At 68.2% G+C, this 18,166-nt stretch carries 16 protein-coding genes; 9 read left to right on the plus strand and 7 right to left on the minus strand.

Annotated elements, in window-relative coordinates; translation table 11 throughout:
• Positions 1-78: 78 nt before the first annotated feature.
• The gene (locus tag VHA82_RS04980; RefSeq protein WP_325540852.1) at positions 79-702 is read left to right on the plus strand and encodes a hypothetical protein; all 624 of its coding nucleotides are present in this window, start codon (positions 79-81) and stop codon (positions 700-702) included.
• Between the two features lie 7 nt (positions 703-709).
• On the opposite strand, the gene serB is transcribed toward VHA82_RS04980, so the two are convergent.
• Positions 710-1,441: a phosphoserine phosphatase SerB gene (gene serB, locus VHA82_RS04985; protein ID WP_325540853.1), complete on the minus strand. Its 732-nt coding sequence runs from the start codon at positions 1,439-1,441 to the stop codon at positions 710-712.
• A gap of 104 nt (positions 1,442-1,545) precedes the next feature.
• On the opposite strand from serB, the gene VHA82_RS04990 reads away from it, so the two are divergent.
• Both VHA82_RS04990 and VHA82_RS04995 read left to right on the plus strand, forming a co-directional pair.
• On the plus strand, positions 1,546-2,781 hold the full coding sequence (locus VHA82_RS04990) for a DNA topoisomerase IB (RefSeq protein ID WP_325540854.1): 1,236 nt from the start codon (positions 1,546-1,548) through the stop codon (positions 2,779-2,781).
• Complete coding sequence (locus VHA82_RS04995) at positions 2,676-3,284, plus strand: ATP-dependent Clp protease proteolytic subunit (RefSeq protein WP_325540855.1); 609 nt, start codon at positions 2,676-2,678, stop codon at positions 3,282-3,284. The genes VHA82_RS04990 and VHA82_RS04995 overlap by 106 nt, the downstream gene beginning before the upstream one ends.
• Before the next feature lie 107 nt (positions 3,285-3,391).
• On the opposite strand, the gene mfd is transcribed toward VHA82_RS04995, so the two are convergent.
• A complete protein-coding gene (gene mfd, locus VHA82_RS05000) occupies positions 3,392-7,024 on the minus strand; it encodes a transcription-repair coupling factor (RefSeq protein WP_325540856.1) in 3,633 nt (1,210 codons plus the stop codon).
• Between the two features lie 125 nt (positions 7,025-7,149).
• Between mfd and ispD the strand changes: the two genes are divergently transcribed.
• Positions 7,150-7,851 (plus strand): 2-C-methyl-D-erythritol 4-phosphate cytidylyltransferase, encoded by a 702-nt coding sequence (ispD, locus tag VHA82_RS05005; protein WP_325540858.1) that lies wholly within the window; start codon positions 7,150-7,152, stop codon positions 7,849-7,851.
• Complete coding sequence (ispF, locus tag VHA82_RS05010) at positions 7,851-8,330, plus strand: 2-C-methyl-D-erythritol 2,4-cyclodiphosphate synthase (RefSeq protein WP_325540859.1); 480 nt, start codon at positions 7,851-7,853, stop codon at positions 8,328-8,330. The genes ispD and ispF overlap by 1 nt, the downstream gene beginning before the upstream one ends.
• Here the strand turns inward: ispF and VHA82_RS05015 are convergent.
• The 4 genes from VHA82_RS05015 to ompR all read right to left on the minus strand — a co-directional run bounded on the left by VHA82_RS05015 (position 8,279) and on the right by ompR (position 13,015).
• Positions 8,279-9,331: a glycosyltransferase family 1 protein gene (locus VHA82_RS05015; RefSeq protein WP_325540861.1), complete on the minus strand. Its 1,053-nt coding sequence runs from the start codon at positions 9,329-9,331 to the stop codon at positions 8,279-8,281. The genes ispF and VHA82_RS05015 overlap by 52 nt on opposite strands.
• Before the next feature lie 24 nt (positions 9,332-9,355).
• Positions 9,356-10,591 (minus strand): lysophospholipid transporter LplT, encoded by a 1,236-nt coding sequence (gene lplT, locus VHA82_RS05020; protein WP_325540863.1) that lies wholly within the window; start codon positions 10,589-10,591, stop codon positions 9,356-9,358.
• A 207-nt stretch (positions 10,592-10,798) separates the two neighbouring features.
• Positions 10,799-12,274, minus strand: a complete 1,476-nt coding sequence (locus VHA82_RS05025) for a sensor histidine kinase (protein ID WP_325540865.1) — start codon at positions 12,272-12,274, stop codon at positions 10,799-10,801.
• 9 nt (positions 12,275-12,283) lie between these two features.
• Positions 12,284-13,015 carry a two-component system response regulator OmpR gene (gene ompR / locus VHA82_RS05030; RefSeq protein ID WP_325540868.1) on the minus strand — a complete coding sequence of 244 codons (732 nt, stop codon included), beginning with the start codon at positions 13,013-13,015 and terminating at the stop codon, positions 12,284-12,286.
• Between the two features lie 170 nt (positions 13,016-13,185).
• On the opposite strand from ompR, the gene VHA82_RS05035 reads away from it, so the two are divergent.
• A complete protein-coding gene (locus VHA82_RS05035) occupies positions 13,186-13,473 on the plus strand; it encodes a hypothetical protein (protein WP_325540870.1) in 288 nt (95 codons plus the stop codon).
• Positions 13,470-14,165, plus strand: a complete 696-nt coding sequence (locus tag VHA82_RS05040) for an SIMPL domain-containing protein (RefSeq protein ID WP_414708626.1) — start codon at positions 13,470-13,472, stop codon at positions 14,163-14,165. The genes VHA82_RS05035 and VHA82_RS05040 overlap by 4 nt, the downstream gene beginning before the upstream one ends.
• A gap of 15 nt (positions 14,166-14,180) precedes the next feature.
• Here the strand turns inward: VHA82_RS05040 and VHA82_RS05045 are convergent, their stop codons facing one another.
• Positions 14,181-14,951 (minus strand): 3-hydroxybutyrate dehydrogenase, encoded by a 771-nt coding sequence (locus VHA82_RS05045; protein WP_325540872.1) that lies wholly within the window; start codon positions 14,949-14,951, stop codon positions 14,181-14,183.
• A 69-nt stretch (positions 14,952-15,020) separates the two neighbouring features.
• Here VHA82_RS05045 and VHA82_RS05050 point away from each other — a divergent pair, with 69 nt between their 5' ends.
• Positions 15,021-15,965 (plus strand): alpha/beta hydrolase, encoded by a 945-nt coding sequence (locus VHA82_RS05050; protein WP_325540874.1) that lies wholly within the window; start codon positions 15,021-15,023, stop codon positions 15,963-15,965.
• Positions 15,937-18,147: a bifunctional (p)ppGpp synthetase/guanosine-3',5'-bis(diphosphate) 3'-pyrophosphohydrolase gene (locus tag VHA82_RS05055; RefSeq protein WP_325540876.1), complete on the plus strand. Its 2,211-nt coding sequence runs from the start codon at positions 15,937-15,939 to the stop codon at positions 18,145-18,147. Before VHA82_RS05050 ends, VHA82_RS05055 begins: the two co-directional genes overlap by 29 nt.
• Positions 18,148-18,166: the final 19 nt, after the last annotated feature.

Raw genomic sequence — 18,166 nt, forward strand, 5'->3', positions numbered from 1 at the left:
CGCCGGCAGTGGAACCATTGCGTTCCTGGCGTTACTTAGCCAATGCACTCGGGTCACGACGCCAGAAGGAGGTTTCACGTGTCATTCATCGATCGACTGCTCTCCCACACCCCCCTTCAGTCCACTGGGAACGCCGCAGACGCGCCGAAGCTGGGCGGCCGCGACGTGGCCGCGGGTCGGCCGGCGGCGCGCAAGTCCATCGCAGGCGTATTCAAGCAGCTGAGCAATCTCCTCGAGCGGGCCGTTTCCGCCGGCACCCCCCGGCTGCCCCGTTTCAGCCCGGATCACCGGGCTCGGCAGGCAGCCGCGCAGAAGGAGGTCGGCAAGCTGCTGGACGCGTTCAAGCCGCGCGAGGGCGCCGACGCGAGTCCGATCGCGGCCCGGCTGGCCGCCCGGGAGATCACGGCGCGGATGCCCGCGGTCATCCAGCCCCTCGTGGCGAACGGCAAGACCTACGAGCAGGCCTTCAAGGAAAACGTTGCGGGGCAGCTCAAGCACATGAAGGACGCGGATCTTCGGGGCACGCACCGCACGCTGGCCGCGACGCAGGACCACACGGCCGGCGGTGACGCGCATCTGCGCATGCTGCACGAGGCGGTGGGGGACGAGATGACGAGGCGTTCGGGCCCCGACGCGCTCAGTCCCGGGCTGCGCGACATCTTCGAGGATCCGTCGCTCGCCAGGGAGCCTTGGGAAGGCTGAAGCGGTGCTACCGTTCCCGCACCACTTCCAGCAAGCGGTCGAGCCCGCCCACGTTGATCTGCACCATCGCCTGCTCGCGCACCCGGGGCTTCGCGTGATACGCCACCGACAGCCCCGCTTCCTTCATCATCGGCAGGTCGTTCGCCCCGTCGCCCATCGCGATCGCCTCCTTCGGTGAGATGCCGAGCTTCGCGCAGGTCTCGAGGAACATCCTGCGCTTCTCGGCGCCGTCGCAGATGTCGCCCCACTCCTGGTCCACCATCCGCCCCGTCAACTCGCCGCAGTTGGGCCCCGAGCGGACTTCCAGCACGTTCGAGCGCACGAAGTCGATGCCGAGTCTCTCGCGCACGCGGTCGGTGAAGAAGGTGAAGCCGCCGGAGACCAGCAGCGTCGCGAGGCCCGCGGCCTTGCACGCCGCCACGAGCCGCTCCGCGCCGGGATTGAGCCGAAGCCGCTCGACGTACACCTGCTCCAGATCGGCCACGGTGACGCCGCGAAGCAGCGCGACGCGCCTGCGCAGGCTTTCCTTGTAGTCCGCGATTTCGCCGCGCATGGCGGCCTCGGTGATGGCGGCGACTTCCGCCTTGCAGCCGGCGACGTCCGCGATCTCGTCGACGCACTCGATGTTGATGAGCGTCGAATCCATGTCGAAGGCGATCAGCCTGAACCGGCTGAGCGCCAGCGGCGGCGCAAAGCCCCGCACGACAAGGCCCGCCGCTATTTCACGTGGAGAGTCCATGGCGAAGGATTGTCTCATCCGGACTCGAACCATTGTCGGGCAAGGCCGCGTGCCGCCGTCCTACGCGGCCGATGGCCGGGCGACTCGGACAATCGCGAGCTGACATGGGCAAGGACAGCGATCTTTCCCCCAGCCTGCCGGATGCGAAGGAGCATGCGCAATCGGCCGGGCTGCGCTACGTCTCGGATGAAGAGCCGGGGCTCGCGCGCGAGCGCGTGGGCGAGGCGTTTGGCTATCGCCATGCGAACGGACGCGAGGTGCGCGACGCCGCGACGCTCGAACGCATCCGCAAGCTCGCGATCCCGCCCGCGTGGACGGACGTGTGGATCTGCGCGAATGCCAACGGGCATCTTCAGGCCACGGGACGCGACGCGCGCGGGCGCAAGCAGTATCGCTACCACCCGCACTTCCGCGAAGTGCGCGACAGCACGAAGTACGAGCGCATGCTCGAGTTCGCGCGCTCGCTGCCGGCGATCCGCGCCACGATCGAAAGTCACATGGCGCTGCGCGGCCTGCCGCGCGAGAAGGTGCTCGCGACCGTCGTGAACCTGCTGGAGACCACGCTCATTCGCATCGGCAACGACGACTACGCGAGAAGCAACAAGAGCTACGGCCTCACGACGCTGCGCAACCCGCACGTGAAGGTGCAAGGCGCTCGGTTGCGCTTCCGCTTCACGGGCAAGAGCGGCCGGGTGTGGCAGCTGCAGGTGCGCGACCGCCGCATCACGCGCATCGTGAAGGCGTGCCAGGAGCTGCCGGGGCAGGAACTCTTCCAGTACCTGGACGAGGAGGGCGAGCTGAGGCGCGTGACCTCGGCCGACGTCAATGCGTACCTGCGCGAGATCACGGGCCGCGACGTGACGGCCAAAGATTTCCGCACGTGGGCCGGCACGGTGATGGCCGCGCTCGCGCTGGTCGAGATCGAGCGCGGCCAGACGCAGAAGGCGCAGAAGCTCGCCATCAAGTCCGCGGTCGAACGCGTGGCCGAGCGGCTCGGCAATACGCCCACCATCTGCCGCAAGTGCTACATCCACCCGGAGGTGATCGATGCCTTCATCGCGGGCGAGCTGAGCCTCGCGCAAGCTTCCGAGGCAGCGGTGCTCGAGATGCTCGAGGCGCGCCTCTCGCGCACGCTTTCGGATCGGCTGGGCGAGAGCCTTTTGCACAGGCTCGCGAACGTGCCATCGCGCGTTGGTGCATCATCACGGCTCAACGGAAAAAAGGAGAGCCCGCCATGGAAACGCCCGAATACGAACACGAGAAGGATGAGCCCACCGCGTCCACGGCCGAGCCGCGCAACGCCTTCCTCGAAGAGAAGGCCTTCAAGTCCCGCACCGTGATGGTGTTCGGCACCATCAGCGATACGTCGGCAAGCGACATCACGCGGCGACTCATCGCGCTCGATGCCGACTCGCCGCTGCCCATCGACCTCATCGTGAGCTCGCCCGGCGGCCACCTGGAGTCGGGTGACGCGATCCACGACATGATCCGCTTCATCGGCGCGCCGGTGAACATGATCGGCACCGGCTGGGTGGGCAGTGCCGCGACGCATCTGTACCTCGCCGTGCCGAGGGAACGCCGCTACTGCACGCCGAACACGCGCTTTCTGATCCATCAGCCCAGCGGCGGTGCGGGCGGCCCGGCGAGCGACATCGCGATCCATGCGCAGGAGATCATCAAGGCGCGCGAACGCGTGGCGCGCACCATTTCACGCGAGACCGGCCGGCCGCTGGAGAAGGTGCTGGAGGATATCGAGCGGGACCGCTGGCTGTCGGCCGAAGAGGCGATCGAGTACGGGCTGGTCGGCCGGATCATCCAGAACAAGAACGACATTCATCGGTGACGCGGGCGGGGGCGGCCGGCGGCGCGCCTTCGTCGTTCACGGCCGCGGTCAGCGGCGACGAGGCGCTTGCGGCGATGGGACATGACCGTCTTCCCCCGGGCGCCCGCTCAGGCCGTTTCCACCACCTTCGGCTGCCCGAGCCCCCGCAGCACGTCCCGCACCATCTGCGCGCGATCCTTCACGTCGACGAGCGACTTCTCGATACGCAGCTTGTCGTTGCCCGCGAGCTTGATGTGGCGGTTCTTCTGCACCATCTGGATGATCGCCATCGGCTCGATCGGGGGGTTGGGCCTGAACGAGATGTGGATCACGCCCGGCGCCGCATCCACCTTCACCACGCCGTAAGGCCGCGCGAGCACGCGCAGCCGGTGCACGTCGATGAGCGTCTGCGCCTGCGGCGGCATCTTGCCGAATCGGTCGACGATCTCCTCCAGCAGCCGGTCGATCTGGTCCACCGTCTTCGCGGTGGCGAGCTTCTTGTAGAACGACAGGCGCAGATGCACGTCGCCGCAGTAGTCGTCGGGCAAGAGCGCGGGCGCATGCAGGTTGATCTCGGTCGTGACGGAAAGAGGCGCGAGCAGGTCCGGCTCGCGGCCCGCCTTCAGCGACTTCACGGCCTCGGCGAGCATCTCGTTGTAAAGCTGGAAGCCGACTTCCAGCATGTTGCCGCTCTGGCTTTCGCCGAGCACTTCACCCGCGCCGCGAATTTCGAGATCGTGCATCGCGAGATAGAAGCCCGAGCCCAGTTCCTCCATCTGCTGGATCGCTTCCAGGCGCTGCGCCGCCTGCTTCGTGAGGCCTTGCGTGTCGGGCACCATCAGGTACGCATACGCCTGATGGTGCGACCGCCCGACGCGCCCGCGCAACTGGTGCAGCTGCGCAAGGCCGAACTTGTCCGCGCGCGAGATGACGATCGTGTTGGCGGTGGGCACGTCGATGCCGGTTTCGATGATGGTGGAGCACAGCAGCACGTTGTGCCGCTGCGAGATGAATTCGCGCATCACGCGTTCGAGCTCGCGCTCGGGCATCTGGCCGTGCGCGACCGCGATGCGCGCTTCGGGCAGCAGCCGTTCGAGATGCTCGCGCCGGTTCTGGATCGTCTCCACTTCGTTGTGCAGGAAATAGACCTGGCCGCCGCGCTTCAGCTCGCGCAGCACGGCTTCGCGGATCACGCCGTTGCCTTCGTTGCGCACGAAGGTCTTGATCGCAAGCCGCCGCTGCGGCGCGGTCGCGATCACCGAGAGATCGCGCAGGCCCTCGAGCGCCATGCCCAGCGTGCGCGGAATCGGCGTGGCGGTGAGCGTGAGCACGTCGACTTCGGCGCGCATCGCCTTGATCGCTTCCTTGTGGCGCACGCCGAAGCGGTGTTCCTCGTCGATGATGAGAAGCCCGAGGTTCCTGAACTTCACGGACGCCGACAGCAGCTTGTGCGTGCCCACCACGATGTCGACCGTTCCGTCTTCCAGGCCCTTGGCCGCCGCCGCGATCTCCTTGCCCGAGCGGAAACGGCTCATCTCCACGACCTTCACGGGCCACTTCGAGAAGCGGTCCACGAGCGTCTGGAAGTGCTGTTCCGCCAGCAGCGTGGTGGGCGCGAGGAAGGCGACCTGCTTGCCGCCGACCACCGCGATGAACGCGGCGCGCAGCGCGACTTCGGTCTTGCCGAAGCCCACGTCGCCGCAGACGAGCCGGTCCATCGGCCGTGGCGAGATCATGTCCTGGATCACCGCGTGGATCGCGGCGTTCTGGTCGGCGGTTTCCTCGAAGCCGAAGTCATTGGCGAACGCCTCGTAGTCCTGCGGCGTGAAGCGGAAGGCGTGGCCCTGGCGCGCGGCGCGGCGCGCGTAGATGTTCAGCAGTTCCGCCGCCGAATCGCGCACCTGTTGCGCGGCCTTGCGCTTCGCTTTTTCCCATTGGCCGGAGCCGAGCCTGTGCAGCGGCGCCTCGTCGGCGCTCACGCCCGTGTAGCGGCTCACCAGATGCAGCTGGCTCACGGGCACGTAGAGCGTCGCGTCGTCGGCGTATTCGAGATGCAGGAACTCCTGCAGCATGGGGCGGCCCTGCGCGTCGAGGCCTTGCCCGAGGTCCATGTTGACGAGGCCCTTGTAGCGGCCGATGCCGTGCTGCGCGTGCACGACGGGGTCGCCCACGTTCAGCTCGGAGAGGTCCTTGATGAGCGCTTCGACGTCGCTTACCTGTTCCTGCTTCTTCCTGCGGCGCGTCGTCGGGCCGGAGGCGAAGAGCTCGGTTTCGGTGACGAAGGCGATCTCTTCTTCGGCCCAGAGGAAGCCGGCGGCGAGCGGCGCGGTCGCGATGCCGAGCTTTTCATCGCTTTGCTGGAATTCCTCGAGCGTGTCGAAGGCGGGCGGCGAGACGTGGCTCGCGCGCAGGAAGTCGAGCAGGCTTTCGCGCCGGCCGATGCTTTCGGCGAGTATCAGGACGCGTGCGGGAGATGCGTCGACGAACCGCTTGAAGGCTTCGAGGGGGTCTTCCGCGCCGCGGTGGACGGCCATCTGCGGCAGAGGCTGGAAGGCGCGGCCCTCACCCCAGCCCTCTCCCGCAGGCGGGAGAGGGAGCGCTGCGTTCTTCGACGCGGGTGCTTCGAGAGGAACAGCTGCGAAGTCCGATGTCCGGGCATGAGGACTGGCTCCCTCTCCCGCTGGCGGGAGAGGGGCATGCGGATGGGCTCCCTCTCCCGCTGGCGGGAGAGGGCTGGGGTGAGGGTGGCGCAGCGCGAGCTGCGCATGCTCGTTCGCGCGCGTATAGAACTGCTCCGAGCTCAGGAAGAGCGCTTCGGGGGCGAGCGCAGGCCGCTCCGGGTCGCCTTGCAGCAGCCGATGACGCTCGCGCGTGTCCTGCCAGAACCGCTGGAAGGCAGGCTCCAGATCGCCGTGCAGCACCACCGTCGACTCGCGGCCGAGGTAGTCGAACACGGTCGCCGTCTCCTCGAAGAAGAGCGGCAGGTAGTATTCGATGCCCGCGGTCGCGACGCCGTTGCCCATGTCCTTGTAGATGCGGCTTCGCGTCGGGTCGCCCTCGAGCAGTTCACGCCAGCGGCTTCGAAAGCGCGCCCGGGCCTCGTCGTCCATCGGGAACTCGCGCCCCGGCAGCAGCCGCACCTCCGGCACGGGAAAAAGGCTGCGCTGCGAATCCGGGTCGAACGTGCGGATCGAATCGACTTCGTCGTCGAAGAGATCCACGCGAAAGGGCACCTGCGAGCCCATCGGGAACAGGTCGATCAGCCCGCCTCGCACCGCGTATTCGCCCGGGCCGACCACCTGCGTGACGTGGTTGTAGCCCGCGAGCGTGAGCTGGGCCTTCAGCTTCGCCTCGTCGAGCTTCTGCTTCACCGCGAAGTGAAAGGTGTAGCCCGCAAGGAACGCCGGAGGCGCGAGGCGGTAAAGCGCCGTCGTGGCCGGCACGACGATGACGTCGGCTTCGCGCTGCACGATGCGCCAGAGCGTTGCGAGCCGCTCGCTGATCAGGTCCTGGTGCGGCGAGAACTGGTCGTACGGCAGGGTTTCCCAGTCGGGGAAGAGCGCGGCGCGCAGCTCCGGCGCGAAGAAGCAGAGTTCGTCCACGAGCCGCTGTGCATCGGTCGCGTCGGCCGTGACGATGGCGGTGATGCGGCCGAGCGCGCGTTCGCGCTCGGCGAGGCGAGCGATGAGCAGCGCATCGGCGGAGCCGGCGGGCCGCGGCAGCGTGTGGCGTCGGCCGGGAGTGAGCTTGGGTAAGTCCATCGGATTCAATAAGTGCCGGGTGCTTGAGCAGGATCAAGGGGAGAACCACTGCCGGCGTGCGGGGCAAACGCGAACACCCCGCGAAAGTGCGAGGTGTGGCACGATTCTAGAATGAGCTGACAGCCATGAACGCGAACACCCCCAATCCAAGATTCTTTGCCCTGATCCCCTGCGCCGGCAACGGCAGCCGCGCGGGCACCTCGGGGCCCAAGCAGTACGAACGCGTGGCCGGGCAACCGATGATCTGGCACACCCTTTCCGCCTTCGCCGCGGTGCAGCGCATCGCGCGCACGCTCGTCGTGGTCGCGCCCGGCGACGGTTTCTTCGAACGCAACCCGAGCACCTCGGCCCTCGTCGTGGCCTGCGGCGGCGCCACGCGCGCCGCGAGCGTGGCCGGGGGCTTGCGCGAACTGCGCCGCGCGGGCGCCACCGACAACGACTGGGTGCTCGTGCACGACGCGGCGCGCTGCCTCGTCACGCCCGAGCTGATCGATCGCCTCATCGACGCATGCGCCGAGGACGAAGTGGGCGGCCTGCTCGCGCATCCGCTGCCCGACACGCTCAAGGTCGCGAAGGAGGGCCGGGCGGTGCAGACGCTGCCGCGCGACGACAAATGGGTCGCGCAGACGCCGCAGATGTTCCGCCTGGGGATGCTGCGGCATGCGATGGAGCACGCGGGCGAGTCCGACTCGGTCACCGACGAGGCGAGCGCGATCGAGGCGATGGGCTTCCGGCCGCTGCTCGTCATGTCCGGCGCGAGCAATTTCAAGGTGACGTTCCCCGAAGACTTCGCGATGGCCGAAGCCGTGCTGCGGAGCATGCGCTGATGCGGCTGCGCGTCGGCGAAGGCTCGGACATCCACGCGCTCGTGCCGGGACGCAGGCTCGTGCTCGGAGGCGTCGAGATTCCGTTCGAGCGCGGGCTCCTCGGCCACTCGGATGCCGATGCGCTCCTGCACGCGATCACCGACGCGCTGCTGGGCGCGGCGGGCCTCGGCGACATCGGCCGGCACTTTCCCGACACCGACCTGCGATTCAAGGGCGCGGATTCCACCGTGCTGCTGCGCGAAGCGGCCGAGCGCGTGCGCGCCGCGGGCTGGGAGATCGCGAACGTCGACAGCACCGTGCTGGCGCAGGCGCCGCGTCTTGCGCCCCATATCGATGCCATGCGCGCACGCATCGCCGAAACCCTGCACCTCGAAGCGGCACAGGTCAACGTGAAGGCGAAGACGGGCGAACGGCTCGGGCCTGTCGGTCAGGGGCAGGGGATCGAGGCGCGCGCGGTCGTGCTGCTCACGGCGGCCTGACGCTTCCAGGGCTTGAGCGCCTGCGCGAACTGCTGCGTGGCGACGGCCCACGTGAACTGCTGCGCGTGGCGCAGCACGCCTTCGCGGGGAAGGGCGAGGGCGCCCAGACATGCGAGCCGCAGGTCTTCGTGCAGAGCGCCGCCTTCCGAATCGCGTCCCACCACGTCGAGCGGGCCCGGCACCGGGTAGGCCGCGACCGGGGTGCCGCATGCCATCGATTCGACCATCACGAGGCCGAAGGTGTCGGTGACGCTCGGGAACACCATCACGTCCGCGGACCGGTAAACCGCCGCGAGCGAATCGCCATCGAGCAGGCCGAACCAGCGTGCCTGGGGAAAGCGCGCCTTCAGCTTCGCCATCGCGGGGCCGACGCCCGCCACCCATTTTTCGCCGGGCAGATCGAGCTCGAGAAACCTGTGGACCTGCTTTTCCACCGCGAGCCGGCCGACGTAGAGAAACACCGGCGCGGCGCCGCGCTCCACGCGCGAGCCGTCGGGGCGGAACAGTTCGTGGTTCACCCCGCGCGTCCAGAGCGTCGCGCGCGTGAAGCCGCGCTCGCGCAGGTCGTCGATGATCGCGGGCGTGGGCGCGAGCGTGGCGTGTGCCGCGTTGTGGAACTTGCGCAGCAGCGCATAGCTCCAGCGCGTCGGCAGGCGAAACCGCGCGTGCACGTACTCGGGAAAGCGGCTGTGATACGCGGTCGTGAAGGGCCAGTCGCGTTCGATCGCGATGCTGCGCGCCATCCAGCCGAGCGGGCCTTCGGTGGCGATGTGCAGGCAATCCGGATCGAACTCGTCGATGAGGCGCGCGACGCGCTCGCGCGTGGTGAGGGCCAGCGCGATCTCCGGATACGTGGGGCAGGGTATGCGCCGGAACTGCTGCGGCGAGAGGATCTGCAGCGTGTAGCCCATGCGCTGCAGCTCGCGCGTGGTCATCTTCAGCGTGCGGACCACGCCGTTCACTTGCGGCTCCCAGGCATCGGTGGCGATCGTGAGTTTCATCGTGATGGGCGTGCGGAAGTTGCGTCAGGGTGTGGACACGGTGGCGTCGGCGGCGCGCTGCCGCAGCATCACCCACGTCACGCAGGCCGCCACGAGGCCGCCGAATGCGAAGACGAGGGCGTGAAGCGGCCAGCGGCTGGCCACCAGCGAGGAATACGCGGCGAGCATCGCGAGCACGCACAGGTTCTCGTTGAAGTTCTGCACCGCGATGGACTCGCCGGGATGGAGGAGCAGCAAGCCGCGATGCTGCAGCAACGCGTTCATCGGCACGAGAAAGAACCCCGCGAGCGCGCCGACGGTGGCAAGCAGCGGGATCGCGAGCGCAACGGTCTTCACGAGCAGCAGCAGCGGCACCGAAAGACCCATGAGAATGCCAAGCGGCAGCACGCGCGGCGCATGCCGCAGGCTCACGCAGCGGCCCGCCGCGGCGGCACCGAGGGTGATGCCGGCCGCGACCACGCCTTGCAGATACGCCGCCTGGTCGAGACCGAGCTTGAGCGAGCTGCACGCCCAGGCGAGCACCACGAACTGCAGCGTCGCCCCCGCGCCCCAGAAGACCGTCGTGACGGCGAGCGACATGCCGCCCAGCGGATCGCGCCACAGCGTGGTGTTGGCGTGCACGAAGCGGCGCACGAGCGCGATCGCCTGCCATGGCGCGTGCGCGGTTCGCGCAACCCCTTGCGGCATCGCGAGATTCACCGCGCCGGCGAGGAGGTACAGAGCCAGCACGGCGAGCATGCCCGGGCCGAGTTGGGTCGAGATCGGCATCGCGCGGTCCACCGCATCGAGGATCGGCCATGCCGTGAAGCCCGGGCTTGCGAGGATCCCACCGAGGACGGTACCGAGGATGATCGCCGAGACGGTCGTGACTTCGAGCACGCCGTTGGCCCGCACCAGCGCGTCGGCCGGCACGAGTTCCGTGACGAGTCCGTACTTGGCGGGCGAGTAGCAGGCTGCACCGAAGCCCGCGAGCGCGAACGCCACAAGCGGGTCGATGCCGCAGAGGATGCCCGCGCAGGCGAGGCCCTTCAGCAGGTTGCTGTAAAGCATCACGCGGCCCTTGGGCCAGCGGTCGGCGAGCGCGGCCACGAAGGGCGCGAGCACGACGTACGCGACGGTGAAGAAGAGCTTCAGCATGGGGGCGAGCCATGCAGCCTCGTGCAGTTCGAGCAGGCGCGCGATCGTGACGACCAGGAGGGCGTTGTCGGCGAGGCCCGAGAGGAACTGGGCCGCGAACAGCAGGAGGACGCCCCCGCTCACTGGGAGGGATGCGAAAGCGGTGGTCGGCGCATGAGCTGCCATTGGATGGCAGGAATGTGTCGTGGCCGTGAAACGGCTCCGGCATCACGAACCCCTTCACCCCAACCCGGCCCCCTCGCTTCGCTCTCCCCCGGGGGGGAGAGGGAGCATCATCGGCCTCGTAGGGTGGGGTAACCGGGGTCACCGAAGGGCACCCCACCGCAACCGTCACCCTTCCGCGATCTCCGGGAAGTTCGAGATCTGCCGCTCGTCGTCGCTCGGCATCTGCGGGCTGCCGTCGGCCTTGGGCTTTTGCAGCTTGATGTGCGCCGCGAGTCCGCCGGAAGTCGTATTCGCGAGCGCGAAGATCCCGCCCATGCGCTGCACCGTCTTGTCGACGATCGCGAGGCCCAGACCCGCGCCCGTCGCGGCCGTGCGCGCCGCATCCCCACGGAAAAACGGCTTCACGAGATTCGGCAGCGCGTCCGCCGACACGCCCATGCCGTGGTCGCGCACCTTCAGCAGCACCCATTCGTTGCGCGACTTCGCGGCGATGTCCACCACCGCGATGCCCGTCTCGGGCGTCTTGCCGTAGCGCCGGGCGTTCTCCAGCAGGTTGGACACGACGCGGGCGAGCTCGACTTCGTCGGCCAGCACGTAAAGGCCGGGCGAGATGTCGAGATTGATGCGGATGTCGCCATGATCCTGGATCGCGTAGATGCACGCTTCGATCACGTCGTTCAGCGACACGGGCTTCAGTTCCGCATGATCGGGCCGCGCGTAGTCCAGGAACTTGTCGATGATGGCGTCGAGCTGGTCGATGTCGGCCGCCATGTGCTCGCGCGCGTCGGGGTCGGCGACGCTCATCTCCGTTTCGAGCCGGAGGCGCGCGAGCGGCGTGCGCAGGTCGTGCGAGATACCGGCCAGCATCACCGCGCGGTCCTGTTCGATCTTCGCGAGCTGCTGCGCCATGCGGTTGAAGCCGATGTTCACCTCGCGGATTTCGGGCGTCGCCGCCTTCTCGTCGAGCCGGCTCGCGTCGAAGTCGCCGTCGCGCACGCGGCTCGCCGCGAACGAAAGCTGCTTCAGCGGCCGGTTGATGAGACGCGCGATCACCGCCGCCCCCGCCAGCGAGAGCCCGGCCGCGGTGATCAGCCACGCAAGCCACGTGCGCCCGCCCGCCTGCATGAAGCGGTTGCGATCCAGCAGCATCCAGTAGTGGTCCACGTCGATGCGAAAGCCGATCCACAGACCCTGTTCGCCATTCACGCTGCTCGCCATCACCGTGCCCGCGCCGAGGCGCGTCACGAGTTCGTCGACGATGCGCTGGTCCATCTGCGTGCCCGTGATCGGGGTGTAGATGTCGACCGGCTCGCGCGGCACGATGCGCACGCCCTCCTGGTCGGCAAGCGTCTTGATCAGCGATACGCGCGCGATCGGGTCGGCGTGCACGAGCGCGGCGCGGCTCAGGTTCACGAGCGAGGCGATCTGCTGCGCCGTCTGCACCGCGCGCGGTTCGAGTTCGAGCGCGCGAAACGTCTGCAGCCAGGCGACGATGGACCCGATGAGAAGGATCGAGAGCAGGAAGAACGTGCGCCAGAAAAGCGACAGGCCCAGGCGCGGGCGCATCTCGAGTGGCGCGGGCCCCGTTTCGAGCGGAGCCGGGCCGGTGGCTTCGATGCCGTGGGGAACGCCTCGGATCATCCGCTCAGTTTAGCCCGCGCCGTCCGGCACGAACACATACCCCACGCCCCATACGGTCTGAATGAATCGCGGCGAAGCCGGGTCGGATTCGATCAGTTTGCGCAGGCGCGACACCTGCACGTCGAGGCTGCGGTCGAACGGCTCGAACTCGCGCCCGCGCGCGAGCTGCGCGAGCTTTTCGCGCGACAGCGGCTGGCGCGGGTGCCGCACGAGCGCCTTCAGCATCGCGAATTCGCCCGTGGTGAGCGGCAGTTCATCCCCGTTCTTGCGCAGCGTGCGCGCGCCCAGGTCGAAGGCGAACGGGCCGAAGCTCACGACTTCGTTGTCGCTCGACGGCGCGCCCGGCGCTTCCTGCGCGGGGCGGCGGCGCAGCACGGCATGCACGCGCGCGAGCAGCTCGCGCGGGTTGAAGGGCTTGCCGAGATAGTCGTCGGCGCCGACTTCCAGCCCCACGATGCGGTCCACGTCCTCGCCCTTGGCGGTGAGCATGATGATGGGCGTGCGGTCGTTGGCCGCGCGCAGGCGCCGGCAGATGGACAGGCCGTCCTCGCCGGGCATCATGAGGTCGAGCACGATCAGGTCCGCGGTCTCGCGAAGCATCAGGCGATTGAGCGCCTTGCCGTCTTCGGCAAGGATGACTTCGAAGCCCTCCTGCGTGAGGTAGCGGCGCAACAGGTCACGGATGCGCGCGTCGTCGTCCACCACCAGTATCTTGTCCGTGCGGGCTGCTGTCTGAGTCATGATGCTCCACAATCCGATTTGTAACTGAGCCGATTCTGAAGGGCTTTGTCACTGCCGATGCGAGAAATCCAAAGGGGTCTGACACAGTGTTACATATGTTGCCCCACCCGGCGGCTCTTCGCTGGGACGGAAGTGAACCGGCGGGCCGGGATGCCGTTGAAATACGAGACATGAGATTCGAGAAGTGCCTTGCCTTGTTCGCGGCCTCGGTCGCGGCTTCCCTCACGACCACGGGCGCGAAGGCGCAGCGGCTGCAGTGGGCGAGCTTGCGCGCGCCGGCAGCCCAGGCGATTGCCTCGCCGGACTTGCGCTCGACGGTGCGCCAGATCAACACGATGAAGCTGGGGCCCGCCGAATATCCGCGCCACCTCACGCCCGAGCAGCGCGCCGAACTGCGCCGCCAGCTCTCGCAGCCGCACGGGGGCGTGGACGTGACGCCTCGGGGCCGCGCGAATTGAAGCGCCTCCTGCTCTTGTGCGCGCTGGCGGCGTGCTGCACGGGCGCATTCGCGCAAGGAGCGTCGGCGCCTGCGCAAAACGTGCTGCAGCTGAGCGCGAGCGGTGTCGTGGAGGTCTCGCAGGACTTGCTGTCGCTGCACCTGAACACGACGCGCGAGGGCGCGGACCCGGCGCTCGTGCAAAGCCAGCTCAGGACGGCGCTCGATGCGGCACTGAACGAGGCGCGCAAGTCCGCGTCGCCCGGCCAGCTCGATGTGCGTACCGGCAATTTCGCGATCTATCCGCGCAATTCGCGCGACGGCAAGCTCAATGGCTGGCAGGGCCAGGCCGAGCTGGTGCTCGAAGGCCGCGACTTCGCCCGCATCACGCAGGCTGCGGGGCGCATCCAGACCATGACGCTTGCGGGAGCCGGCTTCGGGCTCAGCCGCGAGCAGCGCGCGAAGGTCGAGGGCGAAGCGCAGGCGATTGCGATCGAGCGGTTCAAGTCGCGTGCGATCGAGCTCGCGAAGGCGTTCGGCTTCAGCGGCTACACGTTGCGCGAAGTGAGTGTGCAAGATAGCGATGCGGGCTATCCGCGGCCGGTGATGATGCGCCAGGCCATGGCCGCCGAAGGCGCGGCGGCGCCGATCCCGGTGGAGGCGGGGCGCGCTTCGGTGACGGTGACGGTTTCGGGTTCGGTGCAGCTTCGCTAGGCGCCCGCGCGCATATCACTGCGCCGCCCAGCCTCCATCCATGTTCCACGCCACGCCGCGCACGTTCTTCGCGGCGTCGGAGCAGAAGAACACCGCGAGCTCGCCCAGTTCCTGCGGCGTCGTGAATTGCAGCGACGGCTCCTTCTCCGCGAGGAGTTGCCTCTTCGCTTCCTCGTCGGAGAGTCCCTGGGCGGACGCCTTCGCATCGACTTGCTTTTGCACGAGCGGCGTGAGCACCCAGCCCGGACAGATCGCGTTGCACGTGACGCCGGTGGTCGCGAGTTCGAGCGCGGTGACCTTGGTGAAGCCCACCAGCCCATGCTTGGCAGCGACGTAGGCCGATTTCTGCGCCGACGCCACGAGCCCGTGCACGGATGCGACGTTGATGATGCGTCCCCAGTTGGCCGACTTCATCGCGGGAATCGCGAGGCGCGAGGCATGGAAGGCGCTCGAGAGGTTGATCGCGATGATCGCGTCCCACTTCTCGGGCGGAAAGTCCTCCACCGGGGCGACGTGCTGGATGCCCGCGTTGTTCACGAGGATGTCGACGCGGCCGAACTGCGCGGCGGCATATTTCATCATGTCCTCGATCTCGGCGGGCTTGCTCATGTCCGCGCCGTGGTAGGCCGCTTTCACGCCGAGCGCGGCGACTTCGGCCTTCGGCCCCTCGGTGTCGCCGAAGCCGTTCAGGACGATGTTCGCGCCTTCTCGCGCGAGCGCCTTCGCGATGCCCAGCCCGATGCCGCTCGTGGAACCCGTGACGAGTGCGGTCTTGCCCTTCAGCATGTGTTCTCTCCGTCGTGAGATTGGTAGGATGGAAGCCGACATTTCAAGTATCGATGTTTTTCTGGCGCCATGGCCGACCCTAAGCTGAACTACGTATCCTGTCCCGACAAGGGCCCCGGCCATCGCATGGCTTACTGGGAGTGGGGCGACCCGCGGGCCGGGCATGTGGTGCTCTGCGTGCACGGCCTCTTCCGGCAGGGCCGCGACTTCGACACGCTCGCGCAGGCGCTCGTCGAGCGCTCGTGCGGCAAGGTGCGCGTCGTGTGTCCCGACGTCGTCGGGCGCGGCAAGAGCGACTGGCTCGCCGACCCCGCCGGCTACGAAATACCTACGTACGTGATGGACACGCTGCAACTCCTCGGGCAGCTTCACGCGCAGTCGCCGATCGAAAAGCTCGACTGGGTCGGCACGAGCATGGGCGGCCTGATCGGCATGGCCGTCTGCGGCACGCCGAACCTGCCGCTGCCGGCTGCCGTGCGCAGGCTGGTGCTGAACGACGTGGGCCCGGTCGTGCAGTGGGCGTTCGTCGCCCGGCTGCAAAGCTACGCGGGCCAGGTCGGGCACTTCCAGAGCGAGGAAGAAGCCGCCGACGCGATGTGGGCGATCTCGCATACCTTCGGGCCCCATACGCGCGAGCAATGGCTGGCCCTGAGCCGCCCCATGCTGCGGCCGCACGAGGATGGCGGCTGGAAGCTGCACTACGACCCGGCGGTGGCTGTTCCCATCAAGGCGCTCACGCCCGAAACCGCGGCGCAGGGGCAGGCGACGATCTGGGGCCTTTACGACAACATTCGCGCTCGCACGCTGCTCACGCGCGGCGCGCAGTCCGACCTCCTCGCGCGCGAGACCGCCATGGAAATGACCTGCCGCGGGCCGAAAGCGGAGGTCGTCGAATTCGAAGGCGTGGGTCACGCGCCCACCCTCGTCGCTCCCGACCAGGTCGAGGCCGTGGCCTCGTTTCTCCTCGCGCCGGATTCACCCGCCGATGAAAAGCCACCAGGCGGAACAGGTTGAGGCGGTCCCCGAGCTGATCGCGGCGACCGAGCAGGCGTTGCCGCGCCAGGCGGACGCGCTGCACCGGGCGCGCGCGTTCGCCGAGCCGTTCATCGCGGGCGAGACGCTCGACACGGGCGAGAACACGCTCGCGCATGCGGATGCCGTCGCGGCGATCCTCAAAGGCATGGGCGGCTCCGAGGCGATGCAGGCCGCGAGCTATCTCGTCTACGCGGCGCCGCATCTCGCCAAGCCCGAGGACGTGATCGCCAAGGCCTTCGGCGACAGCTACGCCGCGCTCGCGATCGAGACGACCAAGCTCGTGCGCGTGCAGCGGCGCTCGCGCGACGCGGACGATGCCGCGCAGCTCGCGCCCGATCCGCGCGTGCAGACGGAAAACGTGCGCAAGATGCTGCTCGCCTTCTCGCGCGACTTGCGCGTGGTGCTGCTGCGGCTCGCCTCGCGCCTGCAGACGCTTCGCTATCACGCGCAGACGAAGCTGCCGTGCCCCGCGAGCGTCGCGCGCGAATCGCTCGAGGTGTTCGCGCCGCTCGCCAACCGGCTGGGCATCTGGCAGATGAAGTGGGAAATGGAAGACCTCGCCTTCCGCTTCCTCGAGCCCGACACCTACAAGCGTGTGGCGAAGCTGCTGGACGAAAAGCGCGTCGAGCGCGAAGAGTACGTGGAGCAGCTGCGTTCGCGGCTCGCGGCCGAGCTGAAGTCGCAGGGCATCCATGCCGAAGTGCACGGCCGGCCCAAGCACATCTACAGCATCGTGAAGAAGATGCGCGGCAAGTCGCTCGACTTCGAGAAGGTGTTCGACATTCGCGCGCTGCGCGTGATCGTGCCCGAGGTGAAGGACTGCTACGCGGCGCTCTCGTGGGTGCATTCGCGCTTCACGCCGCTCGTGGAGGAGTTCGACGACTACATCGCCCGGCCCAAGCCGAACGGCTACCAGTCGCTGCACACGATCGTGCGCGACGAGCAGGGGCGCGCCATCGAGATCCAGATTCGCACGCGCGCGATGCACGAACACGCCGAGCATGGCGTGGCGGCGCACTGGGCCTACAAGGAAGCGGGCGCCAAGGGCTATGGCGGCGTGAGCGCCTCGAGCGAGTACGACGCGAAGATCGCGGTGCTGAGGCAACTCCTCGCGTGGGAGCGCGACCTCTCGGGCGCATCGCCGCAAGGGCTCTTCGAGGACCGCATCTACGTCCTCACGCCGCAGGCTTCCATCGTGGAACTGCCGCAGGGTGCGACGCCCGTGGACTTCGCGTACTCGGTGCACACGAGCCTCGGCCACCGCTGCCGCGGCGCGCGCGTGGACGGCGCGATGGTGCCGCTCAACACGCCGCTGCAAAACGGCCAGACGGTGGAAATCGTCGCGGCGAAGGAAGGCGGGCCCTCGCGCGACTGGCTCAACGCGGACCTGGGCTTTCTTGCGAGCCATCGCGCACGGGCGAAAGTGCGTGCGTGGTTCAACGAGCAGCAGCGCCACGAGACGGTGGCGCGCGGGCGCGAACTCGTGGAAAAGCTCCTGCAGCGCGAAGGCCGCACCGCGATCAAGCTGGAGGTGCTCGCGGAGCAGCTCGGGTTCAAGTCGGCGGAGGACCTCTTCGCCGTGGTCGGCAAGGACGAGTTCTCGCTGAAGCAGATCGAGGCCGTGCTGAAGCCGCATGCCGAGCCGCTGCCGCAGGACGAGTTCCTTCTGAAGAAGCCGCGCGCGCCGGAGAAGTCGCCCAAGGGCGGCGTGCTCGTGGTGGGCGTCGATTCGCTCATGACGCAGCTTGCGAAGTGCTGCAAGCCGGCGCCGCCGGATGCGATCCGCGGCTTCGTCACGCGCGGCAAGGGCGTCACGATCCACCGCGCGACCTGCGCGAACTTCCGCGAGATGGCGGCGAAGTCGCCCGAACGCGTGATCGAGGTGGACTGGGGCAAAGGCGAAGGCAAGGGCACGGTGGATGGCGGCCCGGTCTACCCGGTGGATGTCGCCGTGGAGGCGTCGGACCGCCAGGGGCTTTTGCGCGACATCTCGGAGGTGTTCGCGAAGGAGAAGATGAACGTGGTCGGCGTGCAGACGCAGTCCGTGCGGGGGACGGCGTGGATGATGTTCACGGTGGAAGTCGCCGATTCGGCCCGGCTCGCGAAGGTGCTGACGCTGGTGGCGGAAGTGAATGGGGTGCGCTCGGCGCGGCGGCGTTGAAGCCGCGCGGGATGTGAAG

Source organism: Ramlibacter sp., from assembly GCF_035548915.1.
Lineage (GTDB): Bacteria > Pseudomonadota > Gammaproteobacteria > Burkholderiales > Burkholderiaceae_C > Ramlibacter.

Bases quoted from the DNA above. Each gene is read 5' to 3' on its own strand.
- ispF (WP_325540859.1), top strand. From the start codon at position 7,851: ATGCGGCTGCGCGTCGGCGAAGGCTCGGACATCCACGCGCTCGTGCCG.
- ompR (WP_325540868.1), bottom strand. From the start codon at position 13,015: ATGACTCAGACAGCAGCCCGCACGGACAAGATACTGGTGGTGGACGAC.
- VHA82_RS04990 (WP_325540854.1), top strand. From the start codon at position 1,546: ATGGGCAAGGACAGCGATCTTTCCCCCAGCCTGCCGGATGCGAAGGAG.
- VHA82_RS05045 (WP_325540872.1), bottom strand. From the start codon at position 14,951: ATGCTGAAGGGCAAGACCGCACTCGTCACGGGTTCCACGAGCGGCATC.
- VHA82_RS05035 (WP_325540870.1), top strand. From the start codon at position 13,186: ATGAGATTCGAGAAGTGCCTTGCCTTGTTCGCGGCCTCGGTCGCGGCT.
- ispD (WP_325540858.1), top strand. From the start codon at position 7,150: ATGAACGCGAACACCCCCAATCCAAGATTCTTTGCCCTGATCCCCTGC.
- VHA82_RS04995 (WP_325540855.1), top strand. From the start codon at position 2,676: ATGGAAACGCCCGAATACGAACACGAGAAGGATGAGCCCACCGCGTCC.
- serB (WP_325540853.1), bottom strand. From the start codon at position 1,441: ATGGACTCTCCACGTGAAATAGCGGCGGGCCTTGTCGTGCGGGGCTTT.
- VHA82_RS05015 (WP_325540861.1), bottom strand. From the start codon at position 9,331: ATGAAACTCACGATCGCCACCGATGCCTGGGAGCCGCAAGTGAACGGC.
- VHA82_RS05050 (WP_325540874.1), top strand. From the start codon at position 15,021: ATGGCCGACCCTAAGCTGAACTACGTATCCTGTCCCGACAAGGGCCCC.
- VHA82_RS05025 (WP_325540865.1), bottom strand. From the start codon at position 12,274: ATGATCCGAGGCGTTCCCCACGGCATCGAAGCCACCGGCCCGGCTCCG.
- mfd (WP_325540856.1), bottom strand. From the start codon at position 7,024: ATGGACTTACCCAAGCTCACTCCCGGCCGACGCCACACGCTGCCGCGG.
- VHA82_RS05055 (WP_325540876.1), top strand. From the start codon at position 15,937: ATGAAAAGCCACCAGGCGGAACAGGTTGAGGCGGTCCCCGAGCTGATC.